The sequence below is a fragment of the Halobacillus litoralis genome, assembly GCF_020524025.1.
Taxonomy (GTDB): Bacteria; Bacillota; Bacilli; order Bacillales; family Halobacillaceae; genus Halobacillus; species Halobacillus litoralis_D.
Genome location: NZ_JAIVKN010000006.1, coordinates 49,281 through 62,852, shown reverse-complemented (window position 1 = coordinate 62,852; position 13,572 = coordinate 49,281). Strand labels below are relative to the sequence as shown.

General features: G+C 42.4%; 16 protein-coding genes. 12 read left to right on the top strand and 4 right to left on the bottom strand.

Features of this window, described 5'->3' with window-relative positions:
• Positions 1-146: 146 nt before the first annotated feature.
• Entirely contained in the window at positions 147-1,277 is a 1,131-nt protein-coding gene (locus tag LC036_RS17370) for an NAD(P)/FAD-dependent oxidoreductase (RefSeq protein ID WP_226585605.1), read from the top strand.
• Positions 1,278-1,328: 51 nt separating this feature from the next.
• Here LC036_RS17370 and LC036_RS17365 read toward each other — a convergent pair whose 3' ends face one another.
• Positions 1,329-1,751, bottom strand: coding sequence for a VOC family protein (locus LC036_RS17365; RefSeq protein ID WP_226585603.1), 423 nt, complete (start codon positions 1,749-1,751; stop codon positions 1,329-1,331).
• A 159-nt stretch (positions 1,752-1,910) separates the two neighbouring features.
• Here LC036_RS17365 and LC036_RS17360 point away from each other — a divergent pair, with 159 nt between their 5' ends.
• The 3 genes from LC036_RS17360 to LC036_RS17350 all read left to right on the top strand — a co-directional run bounded on the left by LC036_RS17360 (position 1,911) and on the right by LC036_RS17350 (position 4,516).
• The gene (locus tag LC036_RS17360; RefSeq protein WP_226585601.1) at positions 1,911-2,138 is read left to right on the top strand and encodes a hypothetical protein; all 228 of its coding nucleotides are present in this window, start codon (positions 1,911-1,913) and stop codon (positions 2,136-2,138) included.
• A 201-nt stretch (positions 2,139-2,339) separates the two neighbouring features.
• Positions 2,340-2,675 carry an ArsR/SmtB family transcription factor gene (locus LC036_RS17355; protein WP_226585593.1) on the top strand — a complete coding sequence of 112 codons (336 nt, stop codon included), beginning with the start codon at positions 2,340-2,342 and terminating at the stop codon, positions 2,673-2,675.
• Between the two features lie 347 nt (positions 2,676-3,022).
• A complete protein-coding gene (locus LC036_RS17350; RefSeq protein ID WP_226585701.1) occupies positions 3,023-4,516 on the top strand; it encodes a UDP-N-acetylmuramoyl-L-alanyl-D-glutamate--2,6-diaminopimelate ligase in 1,494 nt (497 codons plus the stop codon).
• Positions 4,517-4,579: 63 nt separating this feature from the next.
• Here the strand turns inward: LC036_RS17350 and LC036_RS17345 are convergent, their stop codons facing one another.
• Positions 4,580-5,119, bottom strand: a complete 540-nt coding sequence (locus LC036_RS17345; RefSeq protein WP_226585591.1) for an HD domain-containing protein — start codon at positions 5,117-5,119, stop codon at positions 4,580-4,582.
• Between the two features lie 140 nt (positions 5,120-5,259).
• Here LC036_RS17345 and LC036_RS17340 point away from each other — a divergent pair, with 140 nt between their 5' ends.
• The 6 genes from LC036_RS17340 to uvsE all read left to right on the top strand — a co-directional run bounded on the left by LC036_RS17340 (position 5,260) and on the right by uvsE (position 9,983).
• Positions 5,260-6,198 (top strand): bifunctional riboflavin kinase/FAD synthetase, encoded by a 939-nt coding sequence (locus LC036_RS17340; protein WP_226585589.1) that lies wholly within the window; start codon positions 5,260-5,262, stop codon positions 6,196-6,198.
• A gap of 24 nt (positions 6,199-6,222) precedes the next feature.
• Positions 6,223-6,471: a DUF1450 domain-containing protein gene (locus LC036_RS17335; protein WP_226585588.1), complete on the top strand. Its 249-nt coding sequence runs from the start codon at positions 6,223-6,225 to the stop codon at positions 6,469-6,471.
• Positions 6,472-6,506: 35 nt separating this feature from the next.
• Positions 6,507-6,974, top strand: coding sequence for a DUF1189 family protein (locus LC036_RS17330; protein ID WP_226585586.1), 468 nt, complete (start codon positions 6,507-6,509; stop codon positions 6,972-6,974).
• Positions 6,975-7,054: 80 nt separating this feature from the next.
• The gene (locus tag LC036_RS17325) at positions 7,055-7,891 is read left to right on the top strand and encodes an S-adenosyl-l-methionine hydroxide adenosyltransferase family protein (protein WP_226585584.1); all 837 of its coding nucleotides are present in this window, start codon (positions 7,055-7,057) and stop codon (positions 7,889-7,891) included.
• Between the two features lie 114 nt (positions 7,892-8,005).
• Complete coding sequence (locus tag LC036_RS17320; RefSeq protein WP_226585582.1) at positions 8,006-8,830, top strand: aldo/keto reductase; 825 nt, start codon at positions 8,006-8,008, stop codon at positions 8,828-8,830.
• 196 nt (positions 8,831-9,026) lie between these two features.
• A complete protein-coding gene (uvsE, locus tag LC036_RS17315; RefSeq protein ID WP_226585580.1) occupies positions 9,027-9,983 on the top strand; it encodes a UV DNA damage repair endonuclease UvsE in 957 nt (318 codons plus the stop codon).
• Positions 9,984-10,046: 63 nt separating this feature from the next.
• On the opposite strand, the gene LC036_RS17310 is transcribed toward uvsE, so the two are convergent.
• Positions 10,047-10,628: a CDP-alcohol phosphatidyltransferase family protein gene (locus LC036_RS17310; RefSeq protein ID WP_226585578.1), complete on the bottom strand. Its 582-nt coding sequence runs from the start codon at positions 10,626-10,628 to the stop codon at positions 10,047-10,049.
• Between the two features lie 228 nt (positions 10,629-10,856).
• Between LC036_RS17310 and LC036_RS17305 the strand changes: the two genes are divergently transcribed.
• Together LC036_RS17305 and LC036_RS17300 are read left to right on the top strand one after the other, a co-directional pair.
• Positions 10,857-11,294 carry an OsmC family protein gene (locus LC036_RS17305; RefSeq protein WP_226585576.1) on the top strand — a complete coding sequence of 146 codons (438 nt, stop codon included), beginning with the start codon at positions 10,857-10,859 and terminating at the stop codon, positions 11,292-11,294.
• Positions 11,295-11,418: 124 nt separating this feature from the next.
• A complete protein-coding gene (locus tag LC036_RS17300) occupies positions 11,419-12,000 on the top strand; it encodes a cell wall hydrolase (protein WP_226585574.1) in 582 nt (193 codons plus the stop codon).
• A gap of 106 nt (positions 12,001-12,106) precedes the next feature.
• Here LC036_RS17300 and LC036_RS17295 read toward each other — a convergent pair whose 3' ends face one another.
• Positions 12,107-13,522, bottom strand: a complete 1,416-nt coding sequence (locus LC036_RS17295) for an alanine/glycine:cation symporter family protein (protein WP_226585573.1) — start codon at positions 13,520-13,522, stop codon at positions 12,107-12,109.
• Positions 13,523-13,572: the final 50 nt, after the last annotated feature.

Below are 13,572 nucleotides of genomic sequence, written 5' to 3'. Positions count from 1 at the left end.
GCGGTCTTTTTTTGTGCACTGTTTTTCAGACAGGATCAATATAAAAAAGAGGGATGTAAAAGTATTAATCCGCAGGAACGCATTTGAGACGCGCTTTGTTCTTCTATACAATAGGTCTATAAACTTTGCAGAAAAAGGGGTTCCCTATGAAGAAATATATCGTGGTTGGTGGAGGCGTTCTTGGCGCTTCGACTGCTTATCATTTAGCGAAAGAAGGAGTACACGTAACGATCATTGATCGGAAAGACCAGGGCCAGGCTACAGATGCAGCGGCCGGTATTGTATGTCCATGGCTCTCTCAGCGGCGCAATAAGCGTTGGTACAGGCTCGTTAAGGGAGGGGCCAGGTATTATCCGGACTTGATTCAAGAACTTGAGGAGGCCGGGGAGTACGAAACAGGTTATCGAAAAGTAGGGGCCGTCAGTCTTCATACAGATGAGAATAAGCTGGATAAAATGGTGGAGAGAGCTCTAAAACGAAGAGAAGATGCCCCGGAAATAGGAGAAGTCACAAAACTATCTCCAGCAGAAACGAAAAGGCATTTCCCCCCTCTGTCAGAGACTTACGGTTCCGTTCATGTAAGCGGTGGAGCTCGTGTAGACGGGCGTGCATTGCGCAATGCACTCTTACGTGCAGCTGAGAAAAAAGGGGCTCAACACATAAACGGTGAAGCTGTTCTGTGCTTTAACGACCATGAAGTAACAGGGGTGAAAGCAAATGGAAGCTTTTACGAAGCGGATGAGGTTCTAATTACTGCAGGAGCTTGGGCTAAACCACTACTTGAACCGTTAGATATACACTTTCAAGTCAGAGCTCAGAAAGCGCAGATCGTTCATTTGAACGTTGGTCAGAAGGATACGGACGACTGGCCTGTCATAATGCCTCCAAACAATCAGTATATGCTTTCATTTGGTGAAGGGCGGTTGATTATAGGTGCAACTCATGAAGATGAAGCTGGTTTCGATGATAGAACAACAGCGGGCGGGCTGCATTATATTTTTGATAAAGCTTTGGAGGTTGCTCCCGGACTCTATGACACTGAATTCATAGAGACACGTGTAGGGTTCCGCCCTTTCACACCAGATTTTCTTCCCGTATTTGGACGAATACCGGGATGGAATGGATTACTAGCGGCTAACGGCCTCGGTGCTTCTGGATTAACGTCAGGACCTTATCTTGGTGCTGAACTTGCACGAATGGCACTTGGGAAAGAAACAGAACTTGATCCGGAAGATTATCCTATCGCTGAAGCGCTCGAAATAAAAGGGGATCGGTAAATAAAGAACCCTCACACCTGCCTCAGAAGGCTGCTGTGAGGGTTTTCTTTGTTATGAAGTCTGCTCTGGGTAATCACAATACTCAATAATTGTTCCTTCAGTATCAGCGGGGTTTAAGTAAATTAGTCTCCGTCCATGTTTATTCGTGCGGCGGGACCATTCCAGAGTGCGGATGCCTTGTTCCTGCAGCTCCTTTAAAGCCTGATCAAGGTTGCCCACATCATAGGCTATGTGGTGGACACCTTTCCCTTTTTGTTTAATGAACCGGGCTATAGGAGATGTCGTATTGTTTGTAGGCATCAATAGTTCCGTACGGTCACCTTTGACATCCATAATGGCTATTTCACTTTCGACGCCTTCTGCTTCACTTCGATAGCGGTCTACTAACGAACCGCCAAGTACATGTGTATAAAAATGAATACTGTCTTCAATATTTCGGACAGCCACTCCGATATGATCTAATCTTTTTTCCATTGTCATTCTCCTCTATCTTCCAATGATTTTATTGTAACATATCGTAAAGATTCGACATCTAATAGAGGATATAGAGGCGGATGCCTGTTTTTTCGAAATCTATTGAAAAGTACAAGCTGATGGTAAACTCTGTCATAGAGTACAACAGGAGGTGATATCATGCCTGCCTGGATCAGCCGGAGTATGAAGATTCTATCCTCAATCCTAATGCTCACTTTTTCAACTTTAGCATTTCTTTTCATCGTCATCTATACACTCGTTACTGGATGGACATTTATGAAAGGTGCCTTGGTCATCGGTTTGTTTATACTCTCGGTTATCTCATATGTCATCCTTTCCCGCAAGATCTATAATTATCTTTTTGGTCCATGGGGAGAAGATGAATAACTTTTAAAGAGGGGCGGGGAATCCTGCCCTCTTTAATTTGTGTACTTTCATTTTGTTTTGGAAAATACGTTTACTCTAGTTCCCGCCCTTGGGGTGTGGAATGTTGTATAGTCATGCTGCTCTAATTGACATTCCGAGCCTGGAGCCATACGATATGTTCATATAAGAATAGGTATGTACATAAAGAAAGGGGCGCTTTTTGTGAGTAAGGAAGAAGATAAGAAAAAGCAGGATGAACAAGAAAGGGCAGAGCTGGATGAGGAAACTCTGTTTGTCGTTTCTCAAACCTTTAAAGCCTTGTCTGATCCCACTAGAATCCGGATATTACATTTACTATGCGAACAAGAGATGTCGGTTAATCAAATTGCTGATACGTTAGACCTGCGCCAGTCAACAGTTTCCCACCAACTGCGTTTTTTAAAAAACCTGCGTCTTGTGAAGTATAGGAGAGCGGGTACGACATTATATTACTCCCATGATGATGAGCACGTCATCGATCTTTTGCAGCAAACGATTAACCACGCTCTTCATCACTAAAGGTGAAAAGAGACTAAAAATCCACTCTTTCAGGTAAGGGCTCACATTTCTTTATATCTTAATCAGTATGGCTTTTTTTATAATGAGTGATGATTATAAGAGTAAGCCCTCCACAGTTTTAAAATGTGGTGGTTTTATTTGGTAGTTATATAGGTCTTAGTTCCGTTTTCCTCTGGAATGTTTCATTTAAGTTTCAACCTTGCAGATCTAAGGGAAGTATATAAATATTCTCTGTATTGATAAGGAAAATAGTGGTTGTTTTACCGATAAACAAAAGGGGAGTTTATACATAGTTTTCCCTTCAAAAGACGACGATAAAAGATATATAAAGAGTGAGGAAAATGGCTATGAAGATACAATTCGATCAAATGAATAACATAAAAATAAAGAATATATATGGTCCCGTGCAGCAACCTGTATCCTTACTTGCCTTTCATTCAAAGAGGGTAAAGCCAGAGGCCGCTTTCTTTTGTTTAAAAGGTGAAAATTTTGATGGGCATGAGTATGTAGAAGAGGCCATCGGGTACGGGGCAACGGTCATTTTTGGCAGTGATGAGGAATTATTCAGCCGACTGCAGTATGTATATAATCGAACAACCTTTATCGTGGTGGAGAACGTCCGATCAGCAATGGCGCATTTTTCAAAGTACTATTTTCAATCCCCTGATGAGGAATTGAAAACCATCGGTGTAACCGGTACAAATGGAAAAACGACAGTAGCTGCCTATGTGCGTTCCCTGCTTACTTTATTAGGATTACCGACTGGATCTATTGGGACAACAGGAATATGGTCTTCCTCACATAAACTGGATTATAAGAAAAGTACCCCGACTACTCCGGAGTCCCTGGACCTTCATCAAATTTTTCGCGACTTAAGAAACCAGGAAGATGAAGGGGTTGTTATGGAAGTATCTTCTATCGCACTCGATCAATGCCGGGTGGAAGGGGTCCAGTTTGATGTCGCTATTCATACAAATTTTTCTGAGGAACACTTAGAATATCATCGAACCATTGATCATTACCGGGAGTGTAAATTGCGTTTGTTCCGTCAGGCTCATCACCGTGTGGTAAATATTGATGATGAAGGCATGGCAGAAGAGCTGATGGAAATGGGAACGGAAGGACTGCTGACTTACAGTCTGGATAAAGATTCGGGTGCCGACCTTACAGCGTCAGCCATTGATGTCATGGAAGAGGGTTCTGTATTCGAATTGAATTATAGAGGCGAAAAAAGAAGCGTCTTTGTACCCGTTTACGGCACTTACAACGTTGCCAATGTTCTTTCGGCTGTAGCTGCAGCTTTACACCTTGGCTCTTCTATTGAGCAGATTCTTTCTGTCCTTCCCGATCTTGAAGGTCCAGAAGGGAGATTCCAGGTTATACAAACACCCTTGAATCAAAAGGTCATTCTTGACTATGCTCATACCCCTGTGGCATTAAACCGCTTGATTGAAGAAGTGAAAAAACTGAATTATAACCGGTTAATTGTTATGATCGCAGGAATTGGAATCAGGGATTTTAATAAGATGCCGAAGATGGCCGCTGCGATTGATGGAAAGGCTGATGAGGTAGTCGTCACGGTCGATCATCCAGGGTACCATGATCCTCAAATCATTGTAGATCAAGTCATGACAGGATTCAAAGAACCCCATACATCCAACATTCACCCTACGCTGACTCGTGAAGAAGGTGTGAAGTGTTCGATGGAACTTGGACAGACCGGGGACATCATTCTTCTGACAAGTGGATGTATCAATAATGCGCAAATCGTTAAAGGGGAAGAAATTCCTCATTCAGATGAGGAGATTATTGAAAGCTATTTCCCTCATGTTGCACACTAAAAAAATCCAGTCCCATCAATGGGGACTGGATTTTTTCTGTGTATACAGAAGGATCTGCTGCAGTTAATCAAACGTTTGTTTAACAAGTGTTCGGTACTGATCAAAGAAAGAGGGAATAAGATTTGAAGACAATCCATGCTCCATCACATGTGCAATTGATGTGTAGTACCACTTCTGCTGATCTTGTGCTGCATTAAAATGACGCCATATTCCCGGCCCTGAATTCTGAAGGTCCTTTGAAATTGATCGTAAGTTATCGAGCTTGTCGGCTATGATCAGGGCTTTTACTTCGAGACTGCCATGTTTAACAACTTCAATGGTCTGTTGTTTTCTTTTCTTCCATGACTGGCTTTTATCCTCCGTATGTGCAGCGACAAGTTCTTTAATTCTTCTGCCAAACGTACGTTGAATATCCAGTAGAGTATAATTTGTGTCCTCTACCACATCATGCAGATACCCCGCGCATATTAAGGCTTCATTGAACCCACTCTCCTGCAAAATATCAGCTACTCTAACAGGGTGAACAATATAATCTTCTGAAGAATTCTTTCGCTTCTGGCCTTTATGAGCTTCGGTTGCGAAAATTTTTGCTTTTTGGATCATCCGTTCCCCTCCTTTTTGTTATATCATAGCAAATATAGAGGGGCAGAATCATTGCAAAAAGCCTGTAAGGTTGATTAAATAAGAATGGATATTATATAATTAATAGGTTTAAACAATAGGTTGAAGGGGATGCTTTGCAAATGGAAACGATTGAAGTACACGGACAACCACCTCACAACTCGGATCCCGTCGTGTTAATTATCGGGAAAATGGATGGTGTTCACTTGGGACATCAATCCCTTCTTAAAGAAGCGAAAAGGCTGGCAGGGCCGGAAGATCAAGTTGCGGTTTACGGTTTTTCTGATCATCCAAAGTGGGTGTTAAGGGGCGATGAGGAGTTTAAATACGCATTATCGACAGAGCAGGATAAACGGTTGCGGCTGGAGCAGTATGGAGTCGATCGGTATTATCACGTCCATTTTACAAAAGAGTACGCAAAGACATCACCGGAGGAATTTGTGCTGGAACATTTGAAGCGGCTGAATGTCCGCCAGGTCGTAGTCGGAGAAGACTTTCGTTTTGGCAAGGGAAGAGGCTCAGATGCTGAAGGGCTTGCGGAGTTATGTCAAAGCATCGGGACGGATGTTTCAATCGTACCAGGCGTGATGCTGAACGGTTCCAAAGTGAGTAGTACAGATATCAGAAGCCAGGTGTCTAAGGGAAGAATGGAAGTAGCCCAGGCTATGCTTGGTCGTCCATTTGAACTAACAGGTACGGTTGAAAAAGGTGAACAATTAGGCAGACAGCTTGGGTTTCCGACTTTAAACGTTGGGCAAATTGATGATTATGTCAAAGTAAAACCGGGTGTGTATCTGGGTCTTGTGCAATTGGTCCAGGAAGCACCAGAATATTATTACACGTTAATTAGTGCTGGGTACCGTCCAACGGTAAATGGCGATTCTTATAAAGTGGAAGCGTACCTTTTAGACTTTGCTGGAGATCTATATAATCAAAGCGTAACGGTAAAATTTTTACGTCACTTAAGAGGTGAAGAAAATTTCAATGGTATGGATGCACTTGTTGATCAGATGAAGAAGGATGAACAAAATGCTCGGGAGATTTTAGGCTTGGAAGATTAGACATCTTAGAAAGGAGTTCGTCTCATGGGAATTGTTGTTGTAGAAGTTTGTGACGGCAATTTAATCAATGAATTGGACATCGAAAGCATCATAGAGTCCGAATACCCGGAAGTCGCTGTACTCATGAACGAATGTCTGTCCTTTTGTGGAATGTGCGCCGTCCGCCCATATGCAATTGTAAACGGGCATCGTGTATTCGCAAAAACACCTGAAGCTGCTTTGGAAAAAATACGGGCTAAGATTGAAGAAGAACTTGCGATTTATGCTGAGTAAGGTAGGAGATGAGAATGGGTTTTTTTGATTCACTCATGAACAGCTTGCGTTTGCCGAAAAAAGAAGCCATGTTTAAATTAAACAGGAAAGGGATCACAAATACTATTTTATATTTGTTTATCCTTCTTCTGCTATTGTTTTCCCCGGATATGATTACTTCGATCATTTATTTAGAAACAAATGTCACAGAAGTATCAAGGGGTATGTACGTCGTGCAGTTTCTCGTTTTTTATCCTTTATTAATTGTGTTTCTTATCTTAGTAGGAGTCTCTATCCTTGCTGGAGCAGGACTTCTCATGCGCAAGTGGCTGTCCAGAAAGCTTACCTATCAGCAGTTATGGAAGCTGACCGCTTATGCTTCCACGCTGCCCTTGATTCTTAGTGTTGTACTAAAATACCTCACAGTGCCTGATTCTGTAAGTGCGCTGATTTTTCTATCCATCTTTGGATACTATATGTACCGTATGATTACGGTTTATCCAAAAGCACCTGCGAAAGCTTAGTTCGCTGGTGTTTTTTTGTATTTGCTTTTTTTATCTAAATTATTTAGAATATTCATTATTTAATGAAAGGTGAGGGTTCAATGTTACGTGCGCTTGTTTTGCAGTCGGATTTTGGTATTAGTGATGGAGCTGTGAGTGCGATGCATGGTGTAGCTAATTCTGTAGACCAGCAATTATCAATTTATGATTTAACTCATGATATCCCCCCTTATAATATCTGGGAAGGGTCTTACAGGCTGTGGCAGACCATGTCCTATTGGAAAGAAGGGACGGTTTTTGTATCCGTTGTCGATCCAGGAGTTGGCTCTACAAGGAGAAGTATAGGGGTGCAGACAGGTTCTGGTCATTATATTATTACCCCTGATAATGGAACGCTCACTCATATTAAGCGCACCGAAGGGATTGTAGCAGCACGCGAAATCGATGAACGAACGAACAGGCTGCCGCGATCAGGCGAGTCTTATACCTTTCACGGCCGCGATGTATATGCCTATACAGGGGCAAGGCTGGCTTCAGGGGCCATTACTTTTAAAGAAGTGGGGCCGGAACTGGATCCAGATTCCCTGGAACAACTACCGGTGAAAGAGCCGGAAATAAGGAATGGAAAAGTTTTAGGAATCATTGATATCCTGGATATCCGTTTTGGAAATCTATGGACAAATATCCCACGTGACTTTTTTAATCAGATAGGTGTTCAGTACGGGGAGACACTGAAGGTGCGTATTCTCCATAACAGTCAGGAAGTGTATCACAATTCGATGACATTCGGCCGTTCCTTTGCTGATACACATAAAGGTGAGCCGCTCGTTTATGTGAATTCTCTGGATAATCTGGCTGTTGCTATAAATCAGGGGTCTTTTGCAAAAGCTTACAATATTCGTACTGGGTCCAATTGGGATGTCCAATTTGAAAAATAACTCTCTGCTATGGGTAGAGAGTTTCTTTCTGTTCTATGAGCAGAATAAGAGCTTACATGGGAAAAGCTGTGCTACACTACCCATGTAAACCTTGATAAGAAAAGGAGAATGACAATGAAAACAGTTACGCTACATAGCACCGTTGAAATGCCTCAGTTAGGCTTTGGTGTTTGGCAAGTGGAAGAAAATGAAGCGGTTCCTGCGGTAACAAAGGCTATTGAAACGGGGTACCGTTCCATTGATACAGCTGCTATTTATGGAAACGAAAAGCAAGTCGGAGAAGCGATCCGTCAAAGTGGTGTAGCTCGTGACGAATTGTTTATTACGACTAAGGTATGGAATACAGATCAGGGGTATGAGAATACGTTGAAAGCCTTTGAAACAAGTCTTGATAAGCTGGGACTTGATTATGTGGACTTGTACTTAATCCACTGGCCTACGCCTGAGTATGATGAATATGTAGAAACTTATAAAGCACTTGAACAGCTGCAAAAAGACGGCAAGGTTAAAGCGATCGGCGTTTGTAATTTCGATATTGACCACCTTCAGCGTTTAATTGATGAGTGTGATGTAAAACCAGCAATTAACCAGGTGGAGTGCCACCCGTACCTGGCTCAAAATGAACTTAAAGACTTCTGCCGTGAAAATGGGATTCTTCTTGAAGCTTGGAGCCCATTAATGCAGGGGGGAGAAGTCTTGAAAAATGATACGGTTCAATCGATTGCAGAAAAACACCAAAAGACGCCTGCCCAGGTTATTATTCGCTGGCACCTGCAGAATGACACGGTTGTCATTCCTAAATCTGTAACTCCATCACGCATTGAGGAGAACTTCGATGTGTTTGATTTTGAGCTGACAGCGGAAGATATGGATGCCATTAATAAACTGGATCGCGGTGAGCGTAAAGGTCCAAAACCATCAGAAATGAATATTCGCTAAATCCAAAAGACTGCCGGTTCCGGCAGTCTTTTTTTGTTGGCTTTTCTATCCTGGTTGAACGCTTTCAAAACAAAGCACCCCCTTGATTGTACCTATCGCCCCTTAATTGGAATACATCAAAGGTCCATTCTAATTTTAATTCCCCTTTATATGGGGAACATAGGGGTAGAATCTCTTGAAAAAAGGAGTCCTTACAATGATCATTCGGTTCGGTTATGTGTCACACGCTCTGGAATTATGGGAAGCAACACCGGCCAAAACCATGACCTTTGCCAGGTATAAAAAATTGGGACATAAAGCTGCTTTGGAGCAGCTGCACAAAATTGCAGAGATGAACCTTCAACGAACTTTACGTATTATTCACCACAATATTGCTCATGACATCCATTTATACCGTTTTTCTTCATCGCTTATCCCTCTTGCTACCCACAATGAGGTGGAATGGGATTATATAGAACCGTTTCGTGATTTGTTTAAAGAAATCGGTGCGCTTGTCCAGAAACATGGGATGAGGACGAGCTTCCACCCGAACCAGTTCACTCTTTTTACAAGTGATCGCCCGCACGTGACCACGAATGCTGTAGAAGATATGTCTTACCACTATGCCATGCTTGAAGCAATGGGGTTACATGAGGAGGGGCATATTAATCTGCACGTTGGGGGGGCCTATGGAGATAAAGCAAAAGCGGTTGAAAGGTTTCACCACAACCTACTGCAGTTACCGAAACATGTGAAACGGCAAATGACATTGGAAAACGATGACAAAACCTACACAACCACTGAGACGCTGGATATTTGTGAGAAAGAGGATATCCCGCTTATGTTTGACTATCATCACTACATGGCAAATCATACAGAGGATGAAATACTCAGTGAGATACTGCCGCGGTTTTATAAAACATGGGATCGATTAGGGCTCCCGCCCAAAATTCATATTTCCTCACCAAAGTCTGATAAGGCATACAGAAGTCATGCTGATTATGTAGACGCAGATTTTATTAAGCCTTTGCTTGAAGAATTGAAATCGCAGGGAACTTCTGTAGATTTTATGATCGAAGCAAAACAGAAAGATCGTGCTCTATTTCAACTTGTAGAGGATTTTGCAGGTATACGCGGCGTAAAAAGAATAGAGGAATCAACGCTCGAATTATGAGGGACGAGCTTGGAAATACAGCTGGAATATGGCAGACAAAAACCCGGGATATGCCCGGGTTTTTTACTGCAGGATTCGCTTCGCTTCTATAAAACGCTGAATTCCTGTAAATAATTCAATGATAAAAAATAACAGCGTAGACCAGAGTAGTATGCTGGGAAAGAGCAGCATAATGCTGAATAAGATAAATCCTTCTGTTCTTTCAGCAGCACCGGCCTGATAGTAAAAGGATTTGACCCCTGCTTTTTCAGAGACGGCCCCGACGACAAGAAAGATCGTCATCGATAGGATGATGGAGACACTTAGTAGAAGGAGCGGCCATAGGAGTTCAGGGTGGACATAAGCAACAGCCACAATCATACCAATTTCAACTACCCTGTCAAAGGTGATATCCATCACAGTTCCGAAAGGAGAAGTCTTTGTATGTCGTGCCATCGTGCCATCAACAGCGTCTAAATATCCAGACAACCATAAAAAAACAACGCCGGCAACGGGGTAACCCAAAATGTAAAAAACACTGGTAGCTATTCCGATAAACAAGGCTGCTATAGTGATTTGATTGGGGGTTCGTCCTTTTTTTAGAAAATAGGAAGCCGTTTTATCAATAGAGGGTTGTACATATTTTCTTGCGTGAGTATCGAGCATCCAATCCACCTGCTTTTGCAAAGAATAACATTGTCTTCATTACCAACTTACCCTAAACGCATTCTCTTTAGACGATAGCATAGGTTGAGTCTAAAAGAGAATAATAAATCTGGATGTGCAAGGTAGCTTACATGGTTGAACCGTCTGTGTTTACCTTTAGGAAAAAAGGTGTATAGGATGTTATGGAATCGATTTGTTTTGATCTATGCTGATAAGGAGGAACGATAAATGTCTGAACATAAAGTAGCTATAACAAGTAAATCTGAAGGAATGAAGTCAGAAGTAAAAGCAGGAAAGCATGAACTCGTCATAGATGAACCCAGGCAGATGGGAGGCACCGATCAGGGGGCTGACCCGCTGGCTGTTATGCTCGGATCCCTGGCTGGTTGTGAAACTGTTGTCGCCAATATGGTCGCTAAGGAAATAGAGTTTGATCTGCAGGGAATTTCTTTTGATATTAATGGAACGCTTGATATGCGTGGACTGATGGGGACAGCGGATGTTAAACCATACTTTGATACAGTGAACATTAAAGCAGAAGTAGAAACAAGTGAATCACAGGAACGGGTGGAAGAACTTCAGGAAATTACCGACCAGCGGTGTCCAGTATTTACAACATTGAAAGCCGCCGGCATTGAGTTAAATGTAGAATGGCTGAAAGCCTGAGAAGAAAGCGGCTCTCCGCACGGGGCCGCTTTTTTTCATGGAAATGATAGAAAGAATTAACAATGAAGCATCTATCCTCTATGTGTTACTTTGTAATAGTTAAACAAAAGGAGGTAGATGAAGATTGTTTAAAAATATATGGATTGCAGGTATGATTGCTGCGTGTTTCTTTACTCTTTCATTTCCTTCTGAAAGTTCTGCTCATGCAAATATGCATACCGTCCAAAAAGGTGAATCATTATATAAAATTGCGAATGAATACGGAATTTCCTATCAGCAGCTGCAGGCTGTAAACGACAAAAATAATGAAGCTATTTATCCAGGTGAACAATTAAAACTTCCTGTTGTTCCCAGTGCTTATGAAAAAGACCTTCTCTCCCGCTTGGTCGAAGCTGAAGCTAAGGGGGAAAGCTACGCTGGAAAGGTAGCCGTAGCTACAGTAGTTTTGAATCGGGTAGAAAGTGATCTTTTCCCTGACTCTGTTTATGGTGTCATCCATGATGGGTACCAGTTCTCCCCGGTGTTAAATGGAACGATTAACCAAAAGGCCAGTGCAGAATCAAAGAAGGCAGTAAGCGAGGCTTTTGCATATCAAGGGTACGATCGTGATTCTCTGTTCTTCTATAATCCTGATAAAGCTCAGAGTGATTATTTAAGCAGTAAGGAAGTGACCACTGTTATTGGTGACCACGTATTCTTAAGATAAAAAGCAAGCACTCCGTATTGGAGTGCTTGTTTTTTTATGGTTCTCCATGTTTAACTGGTGAATTTGGAACGCATGTGTGTTTCGTTTGGGAGGAAAGAGGGTCTCGTTAACTGGCATCTTCTTCCTCATCAAAGAGTTCAACTTTACGTTTCTTTGTTCGTTTCTTATAAACACGATTCACGTAATCATCGGTTAACTCTGCAATTTCTTTATGCAGGAAGAGGAGCGGGATGATATTGGCAAGCAGTACCATAGCCAGGATTAAATCAAGGAACTGCCATACAAACTGTAAACCGCCAAGGGCACCGACGAAAACGGCTGCAATGTAAACAATCCTCATGAATTTAGCCGCTTTTAAACCATAGAGATACTCGGCTTGCTTTTCTCCGTAAAAGACAAGGATTCCTATGGTTGTAATGACAAAAAACAGGAGGAATACGGTGATGAAGCTTCCGCCGAATGCATCGCCGAACTCACTTCCAATGGCGATATTAATCATGTTCGAAGCATCACTACCACCTACTTCCGTCCATGCTCCAGTTACGAGAACAGTTATACCTGAAACTGTACAAATCAGTATCGTGTCGATAAACACGCTGAAAATTCCCCACAGCGCCTGCCTTGAAGGATGGTCCGTTTTAGCAGCTGCATGTGCAATAGGGGCTGTGCCAAGTCCTGCTTCGTTTGAATATAAGCCTCTCGCGATACCCCAGCGAAGTCCTTGGGCAACAGCTGCTCCTGCGAAGCCCCCGGTAGCTGAGATAGGTGTGAAAGCATGTGTGAAAATTAGTCCAAAGACGTTCGGGATTTGATCTATGTTTACGAAAATAACATAGAAACAGATGGCAAGATAAATGAGAACCATACCTGGAACCATTTTGTCTGTAACCTTTGCAATTCGTTTAATGCCGCCAAAAACAACGAGCGCAATAGCGGCACACATAATTGCGCCTGTAATTTCCACCGGCCAACCAAAGGCACCTTCCGTTTGAGTAGCAATTGAATTGGACTGTACCATCGTGCTTGGAATTAATTCAATCATTAACAAAAATGCAAAGGCAGTCGATACCCATTTCCACCCGAGGGCTTTCTTTATGTAATACTGCGGCCCTCCTACCCAGATATTCTTTTTATTTTTTTCACGATATTTCATTCCGAGAAGAATCTCACTGTATTTTGTAGCCATCCCAATAAGAGCTACAACCCACATCCAAAACAATGCACCAGGACCGCCAAATGATATGGCTACCGGCACGCCGACAATGTTGGTTGCTCCTGCAGTAGAGGCGAGGGCAGAGGTGAAAGCCTGAAAAGGGGTGATGGTACCTTTCTGCTTTGTCTTCTTAAAGATTTGACCAATGGTCTGATGAAGGACATGTCCAAAAAAACGAAATTGAAAAAATTTAATTCGTATCGTAAGGAATATCCCCCCGGCAATTAGAATAATGGATAAAGGGTACGTCCATAAAAAGTCGGATAGGCTTGAAACTCCCTCTTTAATCGTGCTCCATACGTCTCCCAATAGAATATCTCCCTTCTAAAATACAGTTAACCATATATTCCCTTTTCCAT